We start from the raw sequence: 20610 nt of genomic DNA on the forward strand, positions 1-20610 counted from the left end.
GTGTAATCAACCTCAGAACAATCGATTCAGCAACCTCGGCTCGCTTGTCTTGAGACGGTCGAGCATGGTGTTGACGTAGAACATGTCCGGGCTGGCGACAGCGGGGAGGACTACCACGGCGTAATCCGGCAGTTCGCGGTCGAGCGTGAAAATCACCAGGCCGACACCGTGAATGCTGCACAGCGAGGTCAGGCGGTTCATATCGTCGCTGGTCGTCGTGCGCGGTACGACGATGTAGCTCTTGTGGCTGAACAGGCGGTAGGCGACCGCCTGTCCGAAGGCGACGACGGGCTGGCTCGGCACCGCCTTGATCTCGGCCGAGACGATCTGGGGCTCGAACTTGAAGATGTCCTGTGCGCGGGGCTTCAACACGCCGATCACGTCGGGCGTGCCCCACTTGCCGCCCAGCACGCTACCGCCGAGCGCACCGGCGACGGTCACCTCCTCATTCTCCTCCAACCATTCGGCGAAGCTCGCGTAGAAATCTTGTTCGGACAGCGAGGCCGGATCTGTCGCAGCGTTCTCGATGACAACCTGTTCTGCGGCAACGGCCTCGTCCTGCGCGACGGCCTCTGCCGCGTCGGCATCAGCATAGCGAGCAAGCTGATAGGTACCGCGCGCGATCTTCACGATGCCGTCGCCGCGTTGGAATAGGTGGTGGGTCGCACCGCGGATCGAGTTCGGCGGCGTCTCGGGATGCGCGGCGGACACCGCCTTCAGCACTTCCGCCCAACGCACCCCGCCAGGATGGCGTTCAAGCATAGCGCGGGTGGCGTCCTCGATCTGCTTACGGTTCAGCTTCGCCACAGTCGTTCCCCCTGGTTCATTCGCCCCCGCCGAAGGCTTCGTTCATCATCGCGGGAAGAAGCGCGGCGAGCTCGGTTGCTGTGCCCCCCTGAGCGTTCCGCGCCGCACTCGCCTTGGCTTGAAGGTTGTCGAACCACTGCTGTGCATCAAGCGATGGAACGGGCACTTCGATCGCTTCCAGGGCCTTCACGCCCAGTGTCCGGTTGCGGCCAGCCCCGCCCGGAGATGCGCGACCAAGCGCGAGCAGCCCATCCGCTGACAGGAACCAGAAACGTAAGAAAGTTGCGGTCGCCGTACTGGGTTCTGGCACGCAAGTCAGAAAACGGTGTGATCCAACGCGGCCCATATCTTCACACTGCGCCACCGCCACAGCGCCCTCCCACGCGAATACAATGTTGAAGAGCAGGTCATCAGGCTCGACAGAAAACAGCTTCTTCGATCCGACCTCGATGCCGGGCAGCGGTGGCTTGTGGAAGGTGCCACGCCCGAACGAGCGCACACCGACTTCAAGATAGCTGGCGTCTGGATCGATCTTGACCGGGCGGCGGACGAGGGGCGCGACGTCGCCCATCGGCCTAAGCGGGGCGTCTGTGGTGATGCGGCCGAAGGCGGCAGCGAGGGTTGCCGCAATCTCCGCTTCCACCTTGATCGCGTGTTCTGCCCGTGCGGTGATCGCCGCCGCTGCCGCATTCAGCCGCGCCACGATCTGCCGCTGTTCGGCTAGCTGGGGTAAGTCAAAGCGATACCGCAGCACGCGATCAGGGTGAACACGCTGACGCCGATCGCCCATCCCCACCGCACCTGCCCGGAGGCTTCGCCACGTCTCGGACCAGCGGAAAAGCCAACCGATGAATGCCGGGTCAGCGCGCGCGGTATCGACCGTGAACGTCGGAAACTCGTTCGATACGAACGCGCCGTCGTGCTCCGTCGGAACGGACGCATAGGCGCCCTCGAAGGCGAACAGACGACTATAGATGATCTGTCCGGCTCGGATGCGATAGAGAGTGGAGGCGCTGGTTTCGGCTGCGTCGATGGCCTCCTTGCCGAATGTGCCGCGACCGAAGCTGTAGATACCGATGTTTGGATAGGTCCGACCCGCCTCGATCCGGTGCGGATCGAGGTCGAGTGTCATCACGTCTCCAAGCGCAACCGCTTGCCTGGTCATGCCGCGTCGCGCTCCGCGACCAGCATGTGCAATTCTTCGAGGATCGCCAGCACCTCGCGTTCCTTCGCGAGCGCGGCGGAGACGATCTCCGCCGGTGCGCGATGGTCTTCGGCTGCCTTGGCATTGGGGTTCTTCTGGTCGAGGTTGACGGTGCGGACGGCCCCACCCTCGTCACGCTGGATCAGGGACGGGCCGTCCACCACCCAGGCACGCGCATCCTCGCTGCGATCCGCCCACCATGTCGTCAGATCGGCGAGGTCTGCAGTCTGTAGCGGGGCAGTCTTGCTATACTTCTTCCGGCCCTGGGGCGGTGGCTGCTCCCAGTAATGGATGTCGCCGGTCGGCCCGGTGGTATCGAAGAACAGCAGATTTGAGGCGATATCGGTATAAGGCGCGAACACGCCTTCGGGCAGGCGGACGACCGTGTGGAGATTGAACTTCTCCAGCAGGTCGGCCTTAATGCGCGCGGCAACGCCGTCACCAAACAGCACGCCGTGCGGCACGACGACGGCGGCGCGCCCCTTACCTTTGCGCTTCAGCCGCCGCATAATGAGCTGCAGAAACAGCAAGGCCGTCTCTGCCGTGCGACGATCATTGGGGAAGTTGGAGAGGATGCCGGCCTCTTCCTCGCCGCCAAAGGGCGGGTTGGACAGAATCACCTCGACCCGGTCGCGCTCGCCAATGTCTGCCAGCCGATGGCGGAGGGCATTGCCGGGATCGATATTGGGAGCCTCGAGTCCGTGGAGGAGGAGGTTCATCTGCACCAGCAGATAAGGCAGCGGCTTGGCTTCGACGCCGATCAGCGATCCAGCCTGAAGCTGGCGGCGCTTCTCCACGCTGTTGGCTTGGCCGGTCATGTGGGCGTAGGATTCGGTTAAAAAGCCGCCGGTGCCGCATGCCGGATCGAGCACCTTTTCGCCGATCTGGGGATCGATACGCTCCACCATGAAGCGCACAACCGCGCGCGGAGTGTAAAATTCACCGCTGTCACCGGCGGCGTCGCGCATCTCGCGCAGCAGCGTCTCATAGAGGCGGCCGAGCGTGTGCATCTCGTTCGAGCTGTCGAAATGAATGCCGTCGACCAGATTGATGACATCGCGCAGCAGATACCCGCTTTCCATGCGGTTCTGAACACCGCGGAAAACGGTGGCGATCACATCGCGCCGGTCGCGCCCACCGTTGGTGCCGCGCAGGCCGCGCAGATAGGCGAATAAGCCGGCGCCCTTGGTGCCATCGGGGCGGACGGGTTCGTCGGCATTCAGGAAGGCGAGCAGATCCGGTCCGGTGATGCCGTCCTTGTCGGCCGCCCAGTCACGCCAGCGATACGGCGCCTCGATCGCGGCGTGGAACGGTTCACTGGCCAGTTCCGCCTCATCCTCGTGCACGCGCTCAAGGTCGTCGAGGAACTTGAGAAACATGACCCAGGTGAGCACGGGTAGCCGGTCAAGGTCCCCGTTCAGCCCCTTGTCCTTGCGCATGATCTTGCGCGCGGACTTCACGATCGAATCGAGGCGCTGCGCGGTAGTCTGAGGGGCAGCAGTTTTCTTCGGCTGGCGAGCCATCGTCTTCCTTCAGTGTCGTGTCAGGCCGCGTAGAGGGCGGCGGTGAGTTCGGCAACAGCTTCACGCATTGGCTGTGGGCCACCGAAGCGCCGAGCGATCTCGCTGGGGTTGCCAAAATCCGACACCGGCTGCACCTTCAACGCCTGGGGCAAGGCAAGCTCGTCCGCGCCGCCGGTGGCGTAGCGGTCAAGCAGCGCATCGAGGATCGCGCGGGCGTCGTCGCCATAGCGGTCGAACAGGTCCGCATCGCGCAGGCGGCGGGCACGCTCGGCCCGCGTCGTGAGCGGTGCGTTCCAGGCGAGATGGCATAGCAGGTCGAAAGGATCATCGTCCGGGCGACCGGCTTCAACGGCGAGCGCGTGCAGGTCAATCCCGCGTTCAGCCAGCGCGTCGATCACGGCGCTACGTTTGTCAGGCATCGCCCATTCCGCACGGAACGCGGCCGGGGTGGCAAACAGAGTCCGCACCTTCTCCCCGGTCCAGTCGGTGAGCTTGCGACAGGTTAGCCGTTTGCCGTCGCTGTCCAGATCATAGATGAGGTGGGCCACCACTTCCACGTCGCCGCCATCAACGTAAAATTTGCGAGGCATCCCGTCGCTTTCGGCATCGGGTGGCAACAAGGTTGGCCCCGCATCCTGTCCGTTCGCGGTGTCACCGACTTCGGGCTGTTCGTGCTCCTCGACGTCGGTCGAGATCACTGCGCCAGTCTCGTCGATCTCTGTGCTTGTCTCGGTCGTCGGCTCCCCGTCGAAGCTTGCGTCGGCGAACTTCTCCGTCGCAGTGCCGGTGTAATCGAGGATCGAGAACCAGAGCTTGCCGTAATCCTCGCGCAGGCGCGTGCCGCGACCGATGATCTGCTTGAACTCGGCCATCGAACCGACGATGCGAGCGAGTACGACGTTTTTGCAGGTCGGCGCATCGACGCCAGTGGTCAGCAACTGCGATGTTGTCAGGATGACAGGCGATTCGACCTCCAGATCCTGGAACCGGCTCAGCATGCCTTTGCCGATATCACCTTCATCTGCCGTAACGCGAGCCACGTAATCGGGATGCTTGGCAACCATGTCTGCGTTGAGCCGAACGAGCGCTGCGCGCATTTCGCTGGCATGGTCCTGATCGACGCAGAACACTATCGTCTTGGCATAGCGATCGGTGTTCCGGAGAAAGTCAGTCAAGTGACGAGCGATCGCCTCGGTCCGGGCCCGCAATGCGACCGTACGCTCGAAGTCGCGCGTCTGATATTCCTCGTCAGGTACCTCGCGGCCGTAGCGATCCACTTCGCCAGCGCTTGGCCGCCACCCAACCGCGTCGAGATCGGTGACAATGCGGTGAACGCGATAGGGTGCAAGGAAGCCATCGGCGATCCCCTGCGCCAGACTGTAGGTATAAAGCGCGTTGCTGAAATAGGCGTAGGTGTCGCGGCTTTCCTCGCGCAGCGGCGTCGCCGTCATACCAAGCTGATAAGCAGGCTCGAACCAATCTAGGATTTCGCGCCATGAACTGTCCGTCCGGGCACTGCCGCGATGGCATTCGTCGATGACGACAAGGTCGAAGAAATCCGGCGCGAACTCGCGATAGAGGCCGGGGCGGCGTTCATCTGCCGCGATCGCCTGATAGGTCGAGAAATAAACGTCACGTCCATGGCTGACTGATCCGGCGCCGAGTTTCCAACGCGCGTCGCCAAAGGGTGTGAAGGTCTTGTCCTTCGGATCATCGACCAGAATGTTGCGGTCGGCGAGGAAGAGGATCTTGGGGCGGCGATGGTCACCGCGCTTGTTCCACCCCGCAGCCCAAAGGCGCCAGCAGATCTGGAATGCGACCGCGGTCTTACCCGCCCCGGTGCATAGATTGAGTAGGAGCCGCCGCTGGCCACTATGGATCGCTTCCAGCGAGCGATTAACGGCGATTTCCTGATAGTAACGCAATGGCCGGTCAGCGTCGGGAAAGCCCGGTTCGAGGACGCGGTCTGCCGCCGGTTCGGGCAGGTCGAGCCGGTCGCGCAATCGCGCCCACAACTCGTCGGGCGTCGGGAAGTCGGCGCGGATGGCCTCGGTCCCGGCGACCATGTCGATCTCGATTATCTCATGCCCGTTACTGGAGTAGGCGAAGCGCAGGCCCAGCACTTCGGCATAGTCGCGCGCTTGTTGCACACCGTCCTGAGCCGAACGATAACCGGCCTTTGCTTCGATGACCGCAATCGGGTAGTCCGGCCGGTAGCGGAGGATATAGTCAGCCCGTTTCTTCTGCCCGCGGCGTGGCGCTCCGCCGACGAACATAACGCGGCCATCGGTGAAGGTGCGCTGCTCCTGGATCGCGCACGGCGCGTCGTCCCAACCGGCGACCTGCAGGCGGGGGACAATCAGTTTTCGACAGGTATCTGCTTCCGTGACCATGACTTAGCCAGTGTTCTGCCGGGCGCGCACTGGCATAGCAATGATTTTCAGAAACACTCGACGGCAGGAATGTCGGTTTCTCCGGTGCGACACGGTCAAGCGAACCGGGCATAAAGGCCCCTCACGAGAACTGATTTCGTTGCCTACGACTATCTCCGAGGCGACTGCCCCACCTTGCAAGCCCGACATTTGCCAACACGTGCCTCTTGGTTGCCATGTACGGCGTTCCGGGGAAGCGCCGCCCCCCACCCAATTGTCTGTGAAGGCTTAGCTGAGGTAGCCTCAATCCACGCGATTGCGAGCTCGCAATGGGGGATGCGACGTTAGTGCCACCGCAGGGGCCAGGCACAGCACTGCAGACGCTACCGCGTCTGATCCAGCAAGCTGGGAAAGGATAGAGGTTAGAAGAAGAGAGTAAGAGGGGGGAGGCGCGTCAACGTCTTGTTCGAAAACAAGACCCGCGCCTCCCCCCTCATGCATAGATATATTAACGTTCCTGGCCCACGGAGGGCCATGGATTCCTGGACAGGCTGGTCAACTGACCGAAAACTCGCCGCTCATGTTCTGACGCAAGCCCATGGCGCACGTCAGAAAGAGGGCCGCCAGGCGGGCAAGGAAATCCGTCACGAAGTCCAGCGACTGAAGGCGAGCGGGGACACGGCTCGAGCTGCGATGCTCGAAGAGCGGGAAACAAAGAAAAGCCGTGCGTTCGCCCGACGATTGCGTCGGCGCGAAGAGGAAGACGCCAAGCGCGACGGTCAGAAATTGCGGGCCGCAATCAAGAAATCTGAACGCCTGCGGTTGAAGGCCAGTTGTCCTGCCAAGCTGTATCGGCATTTCGAATATGGCAAGGGCGGTGTCGGCACCTCGCCGCACGCCGGTGCTATGCCACGCGATCTATTCTTCGAGTGGATTCCCCGTGGGTTCAGTTCGGGGAAAGATCGGCAATTTCGCAAGGAGCAGAAGCGTAGCAATGCCCGAACCGCCCGCTGGAAATCTGGCGAATTCGGCCGCAAACTGCGATATATCGAACGAGCCGATGCACTCGAGCAGGTCGAGGGAAACATCATCAGCAGCATGGGTGACCATCTGGAAGAGCGGGTCGCTTGTTCACGACAGATTGAACAACTCGAGGCCTTGGATCGCGACAATGCGGGCGTCTATCGCCACGTTATTATCGCACTGCCCCATGAGCTCGAACCGGAAGCGCGAGCCCGCCTCCTGGCTTCTCTCGTTAAGCCGCTGGAGAGTATGGGTCTGCCGTTCACGGCCGCCCTCCACAAGCCGGACGAGCAAGGCGACCAGCGCAATTTCCATGCGCACATCCTTGTCAATCTCCGGCCCATGACCAGAGTCGGAGATCACGAATGGACGTTCGCCGCCTTCAAACGCCGTTCGCTTGAAACGCCTGCCGGTCTCAAGCTGCAACGCCGCTTCATAGCCCGATCATTCAACCGCGCGCTTGCCGCCGAACGCAGCTCCGCCCGATACACACATCTTTCCCGCGGAGACCGGGGACAGGCGTCCCCCGGCAACACGAAAAAGTTTGAGAGCGAGGTCAGGCTGGAAAGAAAAAATGAAATGGCTGATGGCGGACTTCGATCCGCACAAGGCCATTCAGGCCTGCTTGAGACGGTCTCGCACGAAGTGGATGAAACGGAACGCCAGCTCAACACTCTCGCGGACGCTGATGGACAATTAGCCGCGATCACGAACGCCCTATCCGCAAAGGCTGCGGTCGAAAACGACGCCAACCAGCGAGCGATGGACCGGCTGGCGAAAGCGGATGCTACCGCGGTCCGCATGACGCAGAAAATTGCTGCAGCCGAGCGATCGCGGGAGCACACCGAAGCGGTCGAGAAGATCGAATCACAAAATTACGCCGCGTCAGAACCGTCCCAAACGGTTGAAAACTCATCCATGGCGGAAGCTGTGCGAGCACGCGAACTGATGGACGAAGATCGCAGGAGGCGTCAGCAGAAGCCTTTGGTCAGGCGTATCGATAACACGAGCTTCAGCGACTGGTTCGACGCGGCGCAGCCGTTGAGACTAGGTGAGCGACGTCAGGCAAGTCACGATGCCGCAATGGAACTGGAGTTGTCTGGCAAAGGCGCGCTTCTCCACACTCAGGCGTTCCAGGTCGTTCGTGACGCGTTCATTAGTCCTGTGCCGAAATATTTCGTGGAACGGCAGGAGGATGGCGCCCGGCTGGTCTACGCTGAGGATGACGGTCTGGTGCGGGCATATCAGCAACTCTCCAGTGATGATGCAAGCGCGCCCTTTCTTCTGGCGTTGCTGAACAAGAGCCCAGCTCCTCCGACCGATCTTGACGCCTCATTCAGACGTTTCGTCGTGGGACGCGCGCGCCCGGCGAAAGCGCGGGGAAAAGCTGTCTCGGCCGCCGCGCGCCCGGTCGAAGCCACAGAAGAAGGGCCTTCGCTGGTCGAACAACTCTACATGTCGGGACGGTTCAAAGGCGGGCCCAGCCTGTAAGGATCTGGCATTTTGCCGGCAGTGATCGCCAGCAACCGGTATCCGCTGCCATCGGGCGATGAGCAGCACTGACCCATGGGAAGCTTGGATGAGGGAAGTGGCTGTCGCTGAAAAGTGAAAGACATTCCAAGCGCCGGGATCGCAGCCGCCCCGGTGCTGACAAGCGAGTACCAACTGCATGATCTACCTGAACGAAGAAAACCGGCAACGCGAGACCCTGGCAAAGGATGGTGCGGTCGCCCTCCCCACCATCGCAGGCTGGCAGACAGAGCCTTGCCCCAACATCTTGCCTCCCGTGTTCGGCGGATATCTCTACTGTCCAAATTCTGACCTCGTTCTCGCCCATTGGCGCAGGGATGTGTCGCTCAGCCGGCTTCTCACCGCCGCGCGCGAAACGCGATTGGACCTTCTGCTGGTGGAGCCCGCGTGGATCGGCCTGGGGGCCGACTATCGGATCTCCGCCATCCTTTGCCGCGCCGGCGAGACTCATGTGTTTCGGGGCCTGCGCCTGTGGGCCGCTGATCTTGACGGGCCGAACTGGCTGGTTCCCGATCCCGGCGACCGTGATCTCGATCCGCGCTGCTTCGACCTCAGCCTGAAGAGACTGACGCCCGACGAACAACCACCCTTCGGCGATGATGAGACACGCGACCTCGGCCTGCTGGTCGGCGGTATCCGGTGGAAGGCTATGGCGGGAGGCCACCTCGTATGAGCCTGGGCCGCGAATTCGGCCGGCGACAACGAGGAGTCACAAGCACGGCTTCGCCTCCGACGGCTTAAAAGACAACAGCTGCTCGCTTCCGGTCAGCAAAAGGGTTGAAAAAAGGAAGCTCAGGCAGCTGAGCGCAATGAAATGAAATCAGGGGAAGGCGTGGCCCGGCTCGGCGACCGTGCCCCCTTAAATAAGGTACACATCAAATGAACATGCCCATCATGTTGCGTCCCACCGGGGACGCGCCAACCCTTCCGTTCGTCCGTGAGGCAGTGCGCCGTCGCTTGTTTGCGATTGCGCATCAGATCGGGGGACTGATCGATTTCCAGCCGCAGCAGAGGCTTCCCGGCGCTGAAGGCGGAATCCTGCTTATGGAGCGGAACCTGCTCGTCCTGGGAACGCCACAGTTTCGGCCGCTCGGTTGGGATCTGGCAGAAGAGATCGCCGTGCGGCACGGCCTAGATATCCTGCTGCTCCGTTTCGACGCTTACCAGGCGACCTTCGACATCTGCATGCACAGCCTCAGCTCGTGGCTCAGCCACTATCACGGCTGGTCGACCGACGGAGAACTCTGGTTCGTTCCGCCTGTCGATGATGGCAGTCCCTATGTGAAGGCCAGTGAATATGGTCTCCTTCTTACCGATCATCCACCTTTTGCCAGCGCCCGGCAGCGCGAAGCGGGGCTCGCCGCTGCCTGCCCATGGAATGCGCCGAAGGAGCTCCGAGCGTGAGCACGAAGACCAAAACAAAGGTAGTGGCGAAGCCCGAGCCAGAAGCCTTGTCCCGCTATGTCGCCGATGCGAGCGAACATCCTGGATTTAGATACGCGCGGTATTTCTGGAGGGAAAATGGCCCGAAATGCGGGATAACAACCGCCGTCCTGGCAAAGCTCCAGCCCGCGGGTCACCCAGCTGCTCGTCACGACCTGCTGCTGCCTGCCGCAGCGGCCGGCGAATATGCGGATCTTGATTATCTGCTCACGCGCTACGATGCGACGCAGCCGCTCATCGAACGCAATGGCTATGTGCAGTATACGATCGATTTGTTATCGGATCGGCCGGTCCACGCTGGTTGGGAGTTGGTTCGGGAATGGGTGATGGCCTATTTCGTTCGCGAGTTGCAGCTTGCTGCCCTATTGGTTCTGCACATGCCGTTTCGCGCGGGATCCGCGAATGCCAGCCATATTCACATCCTGATCCCCGCACGTCGAATTGGCCCGGACGGGTTTGGAGCGCATGCGCGGTCGACCTGCTCGGACCAAGGTTTCAAAGATGGGTTGAATAGCTGGATGGAATTCCAGACAGTCCAGACCCCAGCACCGGTCCAAGTTGACCGCCATCAACAGAGAAGCGAGTGAGACCGGTCAATGCGACACACTGCGCGCGCTTCTGCCGTGTCAACCGGCGCGCAAAGTTGACCCCCTATCGGCGCCCAACATTGACCCCCTTTTCGTGAGTTCCGGCGGTTATCCCGGTAGTCCATAGGAGGGACCCGCGGACGCCGCCGCGCGCCGTCAGGAGCGCTGGCGGCGGCGTCCGCGGGAGGTACCTGTGGACCCACCGGGGTAACCGCCGGGGATGGGGGTCCGGGGGAAGGGGTTTTTCCTCGTCTCAGCTTCGGTTTTTGAACCGCCAGCTATCGTTGCCGGTCTCGATAATGTCGCAGTGGTGGGTGACGCGGTCCAGCAGCGCCGTTGTCATTTTGGCATCCTGGAAGACGCTCGGCCATTCGCCGAAGGCGAGATTGGTGGTGATGATCACCGAGGTCTTTTCGTAGAGTTTGCTGATCAGATGGAACAGCATCTGCCCTCCTGAACGGGCGAACGGCAGATACCCGAGTTCGTCCAGCACCACGACGTCCAGGCGGGCCATCTGGGCGGCCAGGTTGCCAGCCTTGGCCTGCCGGGTTTCCTCCTCCAGACGATTGACCAGGTCGACAGTATTGAAGAACCGTCCTCTCGACCCGGCACGAACCACGGCAGCGGCGATGGCAAGCGCGAGATGTGTCTTGCCGGTGCCGGTGCCACCAACCAGTACGATATTGCGCCTTTCCGGCAGGAATGAACCGGCATGGAGTGAACGCACCAGGCTTTCGTTGATCGGTGTATCGGCGAACACAAAGCCGTCGAGATCCTTGATGGCCGGCAGCCTGGCCGCAGTCATGCGGTATCGGATCGAAGCGGCTTCTCGATGCGCGCCTTCAGCGCGGAGCAGGTCGCCGAGCATCTCCATGGCGGTCCGGTCACGACGGACGCCGTTGGTAACGGCATCGTCGAACGCGGCGATCATGCCCTTTAGGCCCAGCCTCTTCAGGGCTGCCAACATCTCATGCCGCTGCATCGAGGCCTCGCACCATGTCATAACGCGCGCAGTCGGCGATGGGCGGATGCTTGAGCTTCAGATCGACCAGGACGCTGATGGCCTGGGTGGGCTGGGGTTCGCGTCGGCGCGACAGGATGTTGAGGATCACTTCGTCATTGGCCGTACCCGCCATCATAGCTTCGCGGACGGCAGCTTCGACCGCCTCCAGCCCATCTTCGGGCACTGCTGCCAGCACCCGGACGAAGCGCCGATCTGCGTCATCGCTTTTGCCCAGCTTGCGGCGCAGTTGGGCCAGGGCCGGCGGAAGATCCCAGTCCTGGAAGGGAGCGCCGTTGCGCAATGCTCCCGGCTTGCGGATCAGGACCGGCAGATAATGCCAAGGGTTGAACGCCGTCTGGTTGCGGCCGAACACGCGAGCATGCTCGGCAACCGCTTGGCCTGCACAACGGATGACGATCCTGTCGGCATAGGCGCGCAGTTGCACCGCCTCCCGGGCCGCACTCGCCATGACCGAGTATCGGTTGCGATCGAAGCTCACCAGGCAGGTTGCGCTCGCCACATGTTCGCTCTCGAAGAAGCCGTCAAAGGGCGTGGCCAATGACTGCAGCGAGGATCGTTCCATCTCCAGCGCCTGCGCAATGGTCATGTCTTCCAGATCTGGATGGGCATAACGCTCGGCCCACCGTCGGCACTCGGCCTCCAGCCAGGCGTTCAGCTCTTCGAGGCTGGCAAAGCGCAACCGGGGCTTGAACAGCCGCTCCCGGCTGGTCTGGACCTGGTTCTCGACCTGTCCCTTCTCCCAGCCTGCCGCCGGGCTGCAAGCCACAGGCTCGACGCCATAATGATCCGTCATGATCAGGAAGCGCCGGTTGAACACCCGCTCCTTGCCGGTGAACACGCTCGTCACCGCGGTCTTCATGTTGTCGTAAATGCCGCGCGTCGGCACCCCGCCAAAAAAGGCAAAGCCCCGGGCATGCGCGTCAAAGAGCATCTCCTGGGTCTCGCGCGGATAGGCCCGCACATACGGCGCCCGCGACCAGCACAACCGCATATGAGCCACCTTCACCCGCATCGGCTTGCCAGCGATCTCCACGTCCTCGTGGCTCCAGTCGAACTGATAGGCCTCGCCTGGCCGGAACATGAGCGGGATGAACACCTTGCTCATATCGCCGCCGTCGGTCCGGCGTTCGCGCTTCCAGCGTGCCGCATAGCGCCGAACCGCATCGTAAGAGCCGGTGAAACCCTCACGCTCCAGAAGATCGTGTATCCGTGTCAGCCGTAGCCGATCACGCCGGGGCCGTTCCTCGTTCTGCACCAACAACTCGTCCAGCCGTTCGCGAAATGGCCCGGTCTGCGGTCGAGGCTGCTCCTTGCGTTCGTAGCTGAAATCCGCCTCCGGCGCACGGATCGCCTTGCGCACCGTGTTGCGCGACAACCGTAAATCACGCGCGATCTCTTTGATCGGCTTACCTTCCCTGTGCTCCCTGCGAATCTTGGCAATAGTCTCCACAATCAACATCCCCATCCTCGCCGCCTGGAAGTCCAAGCCGCGACGCCTCACACTCTGGAATGATGGGGGTCAATTTTAGACGCCGATCACCCCGCTAAGGGGGTCAATTTTGCACGCCGCTCCACACTTCTGCCGGCCCACTTCTCGCTTCGACACGCCGGAAATCTTCAAAGCGTTTGCTTTGATCAGCCCAGGTCATTGATTCGCCATGAGATATTCTGCGGTTTGATGCTTGAAAAGCACGGGCTCCAAGCGGTGCCCGCTGCTTCTTCATAAGCTCAATTCGAGATACCGACAGAATGCATTGGCGAGCTGCATCTGACGAGGGGTGCGGCATTCGGCTTCGAATATCTTCGGCGTGCCGACCAGGATCGTGACGCATTTTGCCCGCGAGGTCGCAACGTTCAACCGGTTGGGGCTGTATAGGAATTCCATCCCACGCGGCGCATCGGCATGCGAGGAACTGGCGAGCGAATAGATCGAGATGGGCGCCTCTTGGCCTTGGAACTTGTCGACCGTCCCGACCCGCGCCTGGGGTAGCCTACGTTGGATCTCGAACACCTGTGCATTGTATGGGGCGATGATCAATATGTCGGCGACCCCGAGCGGCCTGTCGTTACCTTCGCGATCGGTCCAGGATGCGCCCTGTGCCAAAAGATCGGCGACGAATTCGGCGATGACTTCAGCCTCTTCGGATGAGCAATTCTGGTTGCCGAAATGCTCGACTGGAAGGAACCTCAGACCAGTGCCGTTGGCGATCCCCCTCGCGTTCACCCGTTGTCCGGCGGCTTCTGTCTTCGCGCCCAGCTTGCCGTCGTAAAACAGCTCGGAGGTGAAAGCGCAGATATCCGGATGCAGCCTCCAGGTAACGTCGAGAAACAGGCCTTCGTCGGGTGCGATGGTTTGCTTGCCCGAAAGCAGGTGGTCGAGCGCAGAGCAGCCGGTTCCGTCCGGATGGCTGCCTTGCATGGGTTGGTCGAGCTGCTGCGGGTCTCCGAGCAGAACCAAGGTTTTTGCCGCCTGCGAAACGGCGAGCACATTCGCCAGCGACATCTGTGCCGCCTCGTCGACAAAGAGAACGTCGAGACTTTCGAAGGCATCCTCCGTCGACCACAGCCAGGCGGTACCTCCTGCAACGCTGCAATCCGCGTTAAGCGCGGCGAAGATCTCCGCGTTGCTCTTCTTCGCGAACCGCAGCCAATTGGTCGCGTCTTCCTTGGACCCGGCTTTCGGCTTTTGGATGCAGATAAGGGGAGTTTCGGTCTCCTCGGCAACCTCAATGACTTTGTTCAAGAGGTTGCGGATCACTTCATGGCCATTGGCCACGATGCCCACCTTCTTGCCCTGCCGGACAAGCTCGCAAATCATGTGTCCACCCGTGTGGGTCTTGCCGGTGCCAGGCGGTCCCTGAATCGGCAACACGCCTGCTGAGATGAGCGGGCCTATGCGCACGCCCGCATCGAGGGGCTTTTCACCGTCAAGCCGAACGGCGCTGCCGTCTGCAATTCGTGGCGCCACGCGCATCAGCATGTCACGCGCTGCCTGGTAGGCTTCACCCTGGGCCATGCCATGCTCGCAAACATGGGTCGCCAATCTGACCAGCGATTCCTGCATCGGTTTGGACGGCACATGCTCATGCACGAAGACGGCGGCAGGATGTTCGTCGGCCATCGCCGAGGCCTTCTTGATGTCGATGGCACGCTGTTCCCTAGAGATGTTCTCAACGGTGCCCAGCGTCTGGCCGCCCTGCGCTCTCAGCCCTTTGCCTGCGCGGATATCCGCTTCCTGCACCGGGAAGCTGTAGCGGTCGATCGGGCACTTGGCTGTGCCGCCGACCGTTTCCAGAAAGGTGAGACCTGCGAGGCCGGCGCGCTCGTCGATGAGTTCGTCTGCTGAGAGGTCGCTGAGGCGGAAATATTCCCACCAGGTCGCCTTTTCCTCGCGGCGATGCCACTCGAGAAGATTGGCAAGGAGCCAGCGCGCATGCTGCTCGGCGGTGCGTTCTTCCGGGTCGACAGGGACGTCGGCAGTCAGCTGCTCAATCAGCGGCGTAATCCGCTCGAGCCATTCGGAAAGGCCTTCGCTGGGTCCGCCCTCACCTGGCTCCGGCCTCGTTACCTCAATGCCCCGAGCCATGAACTTGGTACGTTCGGCCTCCAGCCAGTCGCGCAGAGCCTCGGTCGAGACACAGTCGTCGCGATTGTAGGCTTCGACGGTCTGCTTATCCTCCGGCAGAATTCCGGCCGCGTCGTTCATTTCCAGACTCACCTGCAGCCGGTTAAGCGCCAAGTTGGCATCGGGAAGACTGGTGTCGCGAACATAGCCGTAAAGCGGCTCGAGCTTCTTAATGGAATAGCTTTCGACACCCGCGCGCAACGAATGTCGGACCACGCTCAGCAAGTCGACGAACACGAGACCACGCAGCAGCGAATCCAGTTCGTCTTCGCGCGTGCCATATCGCCCCATCAGCCGCTTCAGCGCACCGGACTCATACCCGCCGTAGTGATAGACATGGAGTTGCGGAAAGGCCTTCATCCGATCGAGCACGAAATCGATGAATGTCTCGAAGGCTGCCTTTTCGTCAGTCCGATCAAGCGCCCAGAGCCCGCGGTAATGTGGCTCGCCCTTCTCGCGGAAGTGGAAGCCCAGGAGATATTCCAGCCCATGCTGGCCGACGAAGGAATCTCCCTCAAAGTCGAGGAAAATATCGCCCTCGCAAGGCTCGGGCAGACAATTGAGACCGAAACCTGCCACCGGTGCCAGAAGTTCGTAGCGCAATTCGCCACTGGCTTTGGATTCGAGCTGGATTCTGGCCTGCTCGCGGACCCGGGTCAGGGATTCTTTCGAGCCGCGCTCCGGTTTCCATGGGAGGGGCAGTGGCAGTTTCGCCAGCGCCATTGCCGTGGTGACGCCGTGATCCTTGAGCTCGGCAATCTGCATCGAGGAGATGCCCGCGACGAGGCACAGGTGATCGTCATCCCGGCGCTGCTTGTCGCAGCGCGCGCTCCAATTACAGATATCGCAGTTTGATGTCGGCTCCGGGTAAGTCGGACCGGATTTCTCGCTTCCGATCGCTCCAAGCAATCCCTGCTTCACCTGACGATGATAAGCGGCGAAATTGGCGAGCCGATACCGCTCCGGTTCAAAGTCGGTCCAAGGCAGGATGACGCTGGCGAAGACCGGCATTGTGCCTTGCACTTCGCCCATGAGTTCGGAGTAGAGGCAGAGCTGAAGGACAGTGCCGCCTTTCGTTTCCCGGGCGAGCTTGGTGTCGGCGGCCTCATAGGACCAGTTGCCGAGGCCGCTTGGCGTATCGACGCGCTGCAGAATGTCGGCACGGCCGGCCCAGGATCCGCCTCGCAGCGCGCCCTGAACGATCACGTCAACGCCCGCCCGCATGGCGGCGATGGTTTGGGCGACGGCCTCCTCGCTGATGTCCACGCCGTCGATCACAACGCATGAAAGGCTTTGGGCGCGCAGATGGTCCACATAGGCCAGTTCGTGCTGCTTGCCACGCTCCCAGAGTGCCTCAAGTGCTGGATCGAAGAATTTCGGACGCGCAAGCTCACCGCGCGCTGCCGCGTGCTCCAGTTGGGTCAAGTGCCGACAGTTCAGATATCCCACCAGATCAGTGGCACTAAGGCGCAGCGTTCCATTTTGAATTTGCACCATATCCCCCTAAAACATCAGTACATTCCAGCCTCGGCATACTCAAGCGTGAGCCGCCGCAATTGATGGATGACCGTTTGCCCGGAAGCGAGTTCGACACTCATCGTGTGGAGTCGGGTCCGAAGCGAACGTCAGTTTCGGTAATGGGGTTCGCAGGCAATCCCATCGCTGTCTCCGTCCATCTCTTCACGATAGCCGGGTTCGCCCGAATAGATCGGAGCAGTTCCAGCAGCGCGCGCAGAATCGCACCCCGCCCAATAGTCGCCAAGCCGAGGTGTTCGCGCGCGCATCCAGCCGACACGAACGGCCACCGGCTTAATCACGTCGACGATCCTTGCTCGACCATCCGCAGTTATTGCGATACTTGCGACTCCCGCGACTATACCAAAGACGCCTCCAGCCAGAAGGATGCGTAGCGCGCTTGTTCGCCTCTCCGCACGACGTCTGCGTTGATAGTAAGGTGAGGGCTTCACAGGGACAGCCCTAAATGGCTTCAGAAACGACATCATTCGAAATTAAGGCACACAGGTAAACACAGTATGCCTTTCGGAGATTTTTCTCTGCATTTTCGTCACCCCAATTCCGAAATGAGGCTGTCACACATTGGGTGGCTCAAGGCTGCCGAATTACGTTTGTTCATCGCAATTTAGGCAGTCTTATGCTTACTGTCCGCACCGCGGTCGCGGGAAATAGGGGGGTTCATGATTCGTTACGCATTGCCGCTGCTGCTCGCTGCGGTATCGCCGGAGGCGTTCGCAGCAGATAGCGCGAACACGCTCACGCATGGCATGGTTCAGATGACCGTCCGCGTAGGCCAAACTACCCAGGCAGAGGTGCTGGAAACGTTCGGAGCGCCGAACATCACGACGATCGATGGCAGTGGCCAAGAGATGTGGGTCTATGATCGGCACGCCACGGTGACTGCTGACAGTTCGTCTGGCTTTTCCATCGGTATGCTTCTTGGCGCGGGTGGCAGCGGCGTTGGTGGTGGAGCGGGATTAGGCTTCGGGAAGTCCAAGTCAAAGTCCACTCAGTCGAGCCGAACAATGACCTTGGTGCTTAAATTTGATGCGCGGAAAGTGGTCTCTGACTTCCGCAGCCGTAGCAGTTCTTTCTAAACGGGTAATAGGGGGTTTCCATGAAAACATTTTTTGCCGGCGCCGCTTTGGCGTGCTGTTTCGTCGCGCCTGTGGCGTACGCTAAGAAGCCACCGCAGATGAGTGGACTTGAACTTCAGCAAATGCAGGCGCGAGATATCGAAGGATCGAAGGAACTCGTGTTCGGTGCCGTCATGTCCGTGCTTCAGGATGCTGGCTACCGCATTCAGGCGGCCGACAAGGACACCGGTTTGATCACGGGTCTGGGATCATCGACCGGTAAGATGACCTACAATCTGTGGACGGGCTTCGGTAAATCCAAGAAAACTCCGATAGTCTCGGCCTTCATCGAGCAGACCAGTCCCGCAATCACGCGCGTGCGGATCAATTTCGTCATGGGTAAGGTCAAGAGCACGCTTTATGGCTCTCAGCCGCAAGATGAAGAGCCAATCCTGGACGCCGCGACCTACAAGGACGCCTTCGAAAAGATCAATCAAGCTGTTTTCCTGCGCGCCAGTATGACAACCTCGGCTCCAGCACCTGCTCAGCCTGCAGCATCACCCGTCACGCCAGCCGCGCCCGCGGCGAAGCCCACGACGACGTCGATGGTGGACAAATCGCTGGAGATCAACGCCCGCTGACATGTCGGGGCATGGAGGCGGCACCTTCGCGGGACTGCGCGTCCTTGCATGGGAGCCTTCGCGTGGCTGTTCAGTAAAAAAAAGGGGTGGAAGATTGCTCTGCCACCCCAACAAGGATTCTGATGCGCCCGCGTTATCGATGGAAGGACCGGCAGGAGGACCTTCTGAGCCGCCGTAGTCCCTGGCCGCTGCGTATCGAAGCAATCATTCTCGCTGCCGCAATTCTTGCGGCTGCCGGTAGCGCGATCAAATCATTGCTTGGTTAGGTGATTTGGCAAACCTCGGCTCCTTGCCGACATGCACAGGTTCAACGAGATGCGGTCATGCTGCGCTGCCAAGAGGACGAGACCGGAATATCGAGGGGGTGATGGTGCTGACGAACTGGGAACTCTGAGCCGCGCTCAACAGGTTCTCAAACGATATGGCGGAGGTGCGCCTGCACATCGCTAGCCGCGTCGGTGAACGCATCATGGCGGTTGACGATACTGGTATGGATACATGGAAGGCTATTGCCGAGCGGGTCGGTCAATGATGGACTATTGCGTTCCTTCAAATAATGCCCCCTGTTCCAGAAATTCCATCAATAGTTGAAAAATTGGTCGAGACCAAGAAGGGGCTGTGATTGGTCTCCATAGGGTGTTTTTGCGATAACGTGACCTATAATTGAGCAACGAGCCATCACCGCCACTTCGTCACTGGCACCTGCCTGTCTCATCGCGACATGCAGCTTATTCAAGCCATCGGTGATCTGATCGGCGGCCGACCCGGATTTAAGCCGATCAAAGCCTCCTCGATAAAATTCCTCAGGAATACCCGTCCGATTTATAAAGGCATGGACGAAGGGTAGGTCGCTATTAGCAGCTGCATCGAGTTCATAAGCGATGACATCGACTGTCGCTCCATACTTTCGACATATGACGTCATAGAAGCGAGCAGCGGAGACCATTAGAGGGGCGACGAGTGTGTTACCGCTTTCTTCTTGCAGGACAAACTTAGCAAGATTGTCGGCACCGTACCCACCTCGATCCGCGGCCTCGATATGCCACAGTGTGGATTTTGCTCGTGGATGACCGGCTTCAGCAGCTTTATACCAGCAGTCTGCCGCTAAGTCGAAATCATAGGGCGTTACATTGCCCCCACCCCAGATCAGTGACAGGTTGTAAAGTGCAGATATGTGCCCTGATCCGGCGGCCCTGACAAAAAGGCGGCTCGCTTTAGTGAATTCCCCGTGCTGTAATGCCTCCACGCCTGCAAGATAGTCGGCTTCCACCTCTGGCGCATTGCTAGTGAAAAACGGCGCGTCAAACTCCAGCACTTCAACATCCTCACTTCTTGCACGGTCATCGTGGCAACTGCACTGCAGGAGCTAGTGCGGAAGTGTGACCAATACGTCAATAATCGGCATACAACTGCTTCCACACTCACGCTTCTGCGCTCCTTAGAATATGTCTTTGGAAGACTGGTCCAGAGCTGGAAACCCGCAAAAACCGATACTTTGGTGCTACCGTTCCGGTTATGGCGGCATGGCTACTAATTCAGCACCAAGGTCGGCGCTCACCGCCCCATCGGCGGGCCAGCCCCTCATCGACGAGTTGCCTGCCTAGAGAACGGCCGTCCCTCATCAACACTCGCAGTTGCCGTCCGTAGCGGTCCTCCGCCCGACCGTTCACCACGACATTGAACGGACCCATGTTCATCAGCTCGGCCAATCGCTCAGTCGCCCGTGCGCCCAACCTGGCCTCCTCATCACAGCGAGGGGGATGGGTCTCCGGTGCGTCGATGTCTGCAATTCGCACCTTGATCCCCGAGATCCACGCCGTGTCGCCGTCCACGACACAATTCACACCACCACCCGTGTGGCAAATGGTGAACTTGCCCGAAAGTGCCGCTCTGTTGGGCTCAACAGACCGGCGCGCCGTTGGCGGAGCGGCAGCGCTCAGCGGCGCCAGAGTCACCGCTACGGGCGCATTGTCCGACGCTATCTGCTCGATCGCCCGCTCGACAGCCTTGGGGCGCATGAGATCGGAGTAGCTGTACGTCGCGGCGAACACCGCGATGAAAACCAGAGAAACGATCACAAGCAGGATCCTTTCGACTGGTCCGATCCGGCCAGGCTCGGGCGGCCGCCCTTTTGATCGACGCCCTCGACGCCGATCGTCTCCACGCTGTCCCACCCTGTCAGCCGCCGAAGATACGCGCGAACCATCCGCGCGGCAGTTCGCCCGTCGATGTTGACGGCC

Annotated in this window: 16 protein-coding genes; 6 read left to right on the forward strand and 10 right to left on the reverse strand. The window is 60.8% G+C overall.

Annotated features, from left to right (window positions below):
* Nucleotides 1-12 precede the first annotated feature (12 nt).
* From VVT58_RS06450 to hsdR, 4 genes are read right to left on the reverse strand one after another with little or no spacing between them, the layout of a single operon-like run.
* Nucleotides 13-807, reverse strand: a complete 795-nt coding sequence (locus VVT58_RS06450; protein ID WP_327752087.1) for a hypothetical protein — start codon at nt 805-807, stop codon at nt 13-15.
* 16 nt (nt 808-823) lie between these two features.
* Entirely contained in the window at nt 824-1939 is a 1116-nt protein-coding gene (locus VVT58_RS06455; protein WP_327752086.1) for a hypothetical protein, read from the reverse strand.
* 29 nt (nt 1940-1968) lie between these two features.
* Nucleotides 1969-3534, reverse strand: coding sequence for a class I SAM-dependent DNA methyltransferase (locus VVT58_RS06460; RefSeq protein ID WP_327752085.1), 1566 nt, complete (start codon nt 3532-3534; stop codon nt 1969-1971).
* Between the two features lie 20 nt (nt 3535-3554).
* On the reverse strand, nt 3555-5927 hold the full coding sequence (hsdR, locus tag VVT58_RS06465; protein ID WP_327752084.1) for an EcoAI/FtnUII family type I restriction enzme subunit R: 2373 nt from the start codon (nt 5925-5927) through the stop codon (nt 3555-3557).
* 513 nt (nt 5928-6440) lie between these two features.
* Here hsdR and VVT58_RS06470 point away from each other — a divergent pair.
* From VVT58_RS06470 to VVT58_RS06485, 4 genes are all read left to right on the forward strand, one after another.
* Complete coding sequence (locus tag VVT58_RS06470; protein ID WP_327752083.1) at nt 6441-8420, forward strand: MobA/MobL family protein; 1980 nt, start codon at nt 6441-6443, stop codon at nt 8418-8420.
* Between the two features lie 178 nt (nt 8421-8598).
* On the forward strand, nt 8599-9132 hold the full coding sequence (locus VVT58_RS06475) for a hypothetical protein (protein ID WP_327752082.1): 534 nt from the start codon (nt 8599-8601) through the stop codon (nt 9130-9132).
* A gap of 206 nt (nt 9133-9338) precedes the next feature.
* The gene (locus VVT58_RS06480) at nt 9339-9863 is read left to right on the forward strand and encodes a hypothetical protein (protein ID WP_327752081.1); all 525 of its coding nucleotides are present in this window, start codon (nt 9339-9341) and stop codon (nt 9861-9863) included.
* A complete protein-coding gene (locus VVT58_RS06485) occupies nt 9860-10489 on the forward strand; it encodes a hypothetical protein (RefSeq protein ID WP_327752080.1) in 630 nt (209 codons plus the stop codon). Before VVT58_RS06480 ends, VVT58_RS06485 begins: the two co-directional genes overlap by 4 nt.
* Before the next feature lie 253 nt (nt 10490-10742).
* Here VVT58_RS06485 and istB read toward each other — a convergent pair whose 3' ends face one another.
* From istB to VVT58_RS06505, 4 genes are all read right to left on the reverse strand, one after another.
* Nucleotides 10743-11471 (reverse strand): IS21-like element helper ATPase IstB, encoded by a 729-nt coding sequence (gene istB / locus VVT58_RS06490; RefSeq protein WP_327754306.1) that lies wholly within the window; start codon nt 11469-11471, stop codon nt 10743-10745.
* Complete coding sequence (gene istA, locus VVT58_RS06495) at nt 11458-12972, reverse strand: IS21 family transposase (RefSeq protein ID WP_176597709.1); 1515 nt, start codon at nt 12970-12972, stop codon at nt 11458-11460. Before istA ends, istB begins: the two co-directional genes overlap by 14 nt.
* Before the next feature lie 261 nt (nt 12973-13233).
* Nucleotides 13234-16635 carry a TM0106 family RecB-like putative nuclease gene (locus tag VVT58_RS06500; protein ID WP_327753706.1) on the reverse strand — a complete coding sequence of 1134 codons (3402 nt, stop codon included), beginning with the start codon at nt 16633-16635 and terminating at the stop codon, nt 13234-13236.
* Nucleotides 16636-16763: 128 nt separating this feature from the next.
* Nucleotides 16764-17141, reverse strand: a complete 378-nt coding sequence (locus VVT58_RS06505; protein ID WP_352000035.1) for an excalibur calcium-binding domain-containing protein — start codon at nt 17139-17141, stop codon at nt 16764-16766.
* Nucleotides 17142-17333: 192 nt separating this feature from the next.
* Between VVT58_RS06505 and VVT58_RS06510 the strand changes: the two genes are divergently transcribed.
* On the forward strand, nt 17334-17750 hold the full coding sequence (locus VVT58_RS06510) for a hypothetical protein (RefSeq protein ID WP_327753705.1): 417 nt from the start codon (nt 17334-17336) through the stop codon (nt 17748-17750).
* 20 nt (nt 17751-17770) lie between these two features.
* Nucleotides 17771-18370, forward strand: a complete 600-nt coding sequence (locus VVT58_RS06515) for a hypothetical protein (protein WP_327753704.1) — start codon at nt 17771-17773, stop codon at nt 18368-18370.
* 580 nt (nt 18371-18950) lie between these two features.
* Here the strand turns inward: VVT58_RS06515 and VVT58_RS06520 are convergent.
* Nucleotides 18951-19685, reverse strand: a complete 735-nt coding sequence (locus tag VVT58_RS06520) for a hypothetical protein (RefSeq protein WP_327753703.1) — start codon at nt 19683-19685, stop codon at nt 18951-18953.
* Nucleotides 19686-19905: 220 nt separating this feature from the next.
* On the reverse strand, nt 19906-20448 hold the full coding sequence (locus tag VVT58_RS06525; RefSeq protein ID WP_327753702.1) for a thermonuclease family protein: 543 nt from the start codon (nt 20446-20448) through the stop codon (nt 19906-19908).
* Between the last annotated feature and the right edge of the window lie 162 nt (nt 20449-20610).

Origin of the sequence: Sphingobium sp. SJ10-10 (genome assembly GCF_036038995.2) — a bacterium.
Classification (GTDB): Bacteria; Pseudomonadota; Alphaproteobacteria; order Sphingomonadales; family Sphingomonadaceae; genus Sphingobium.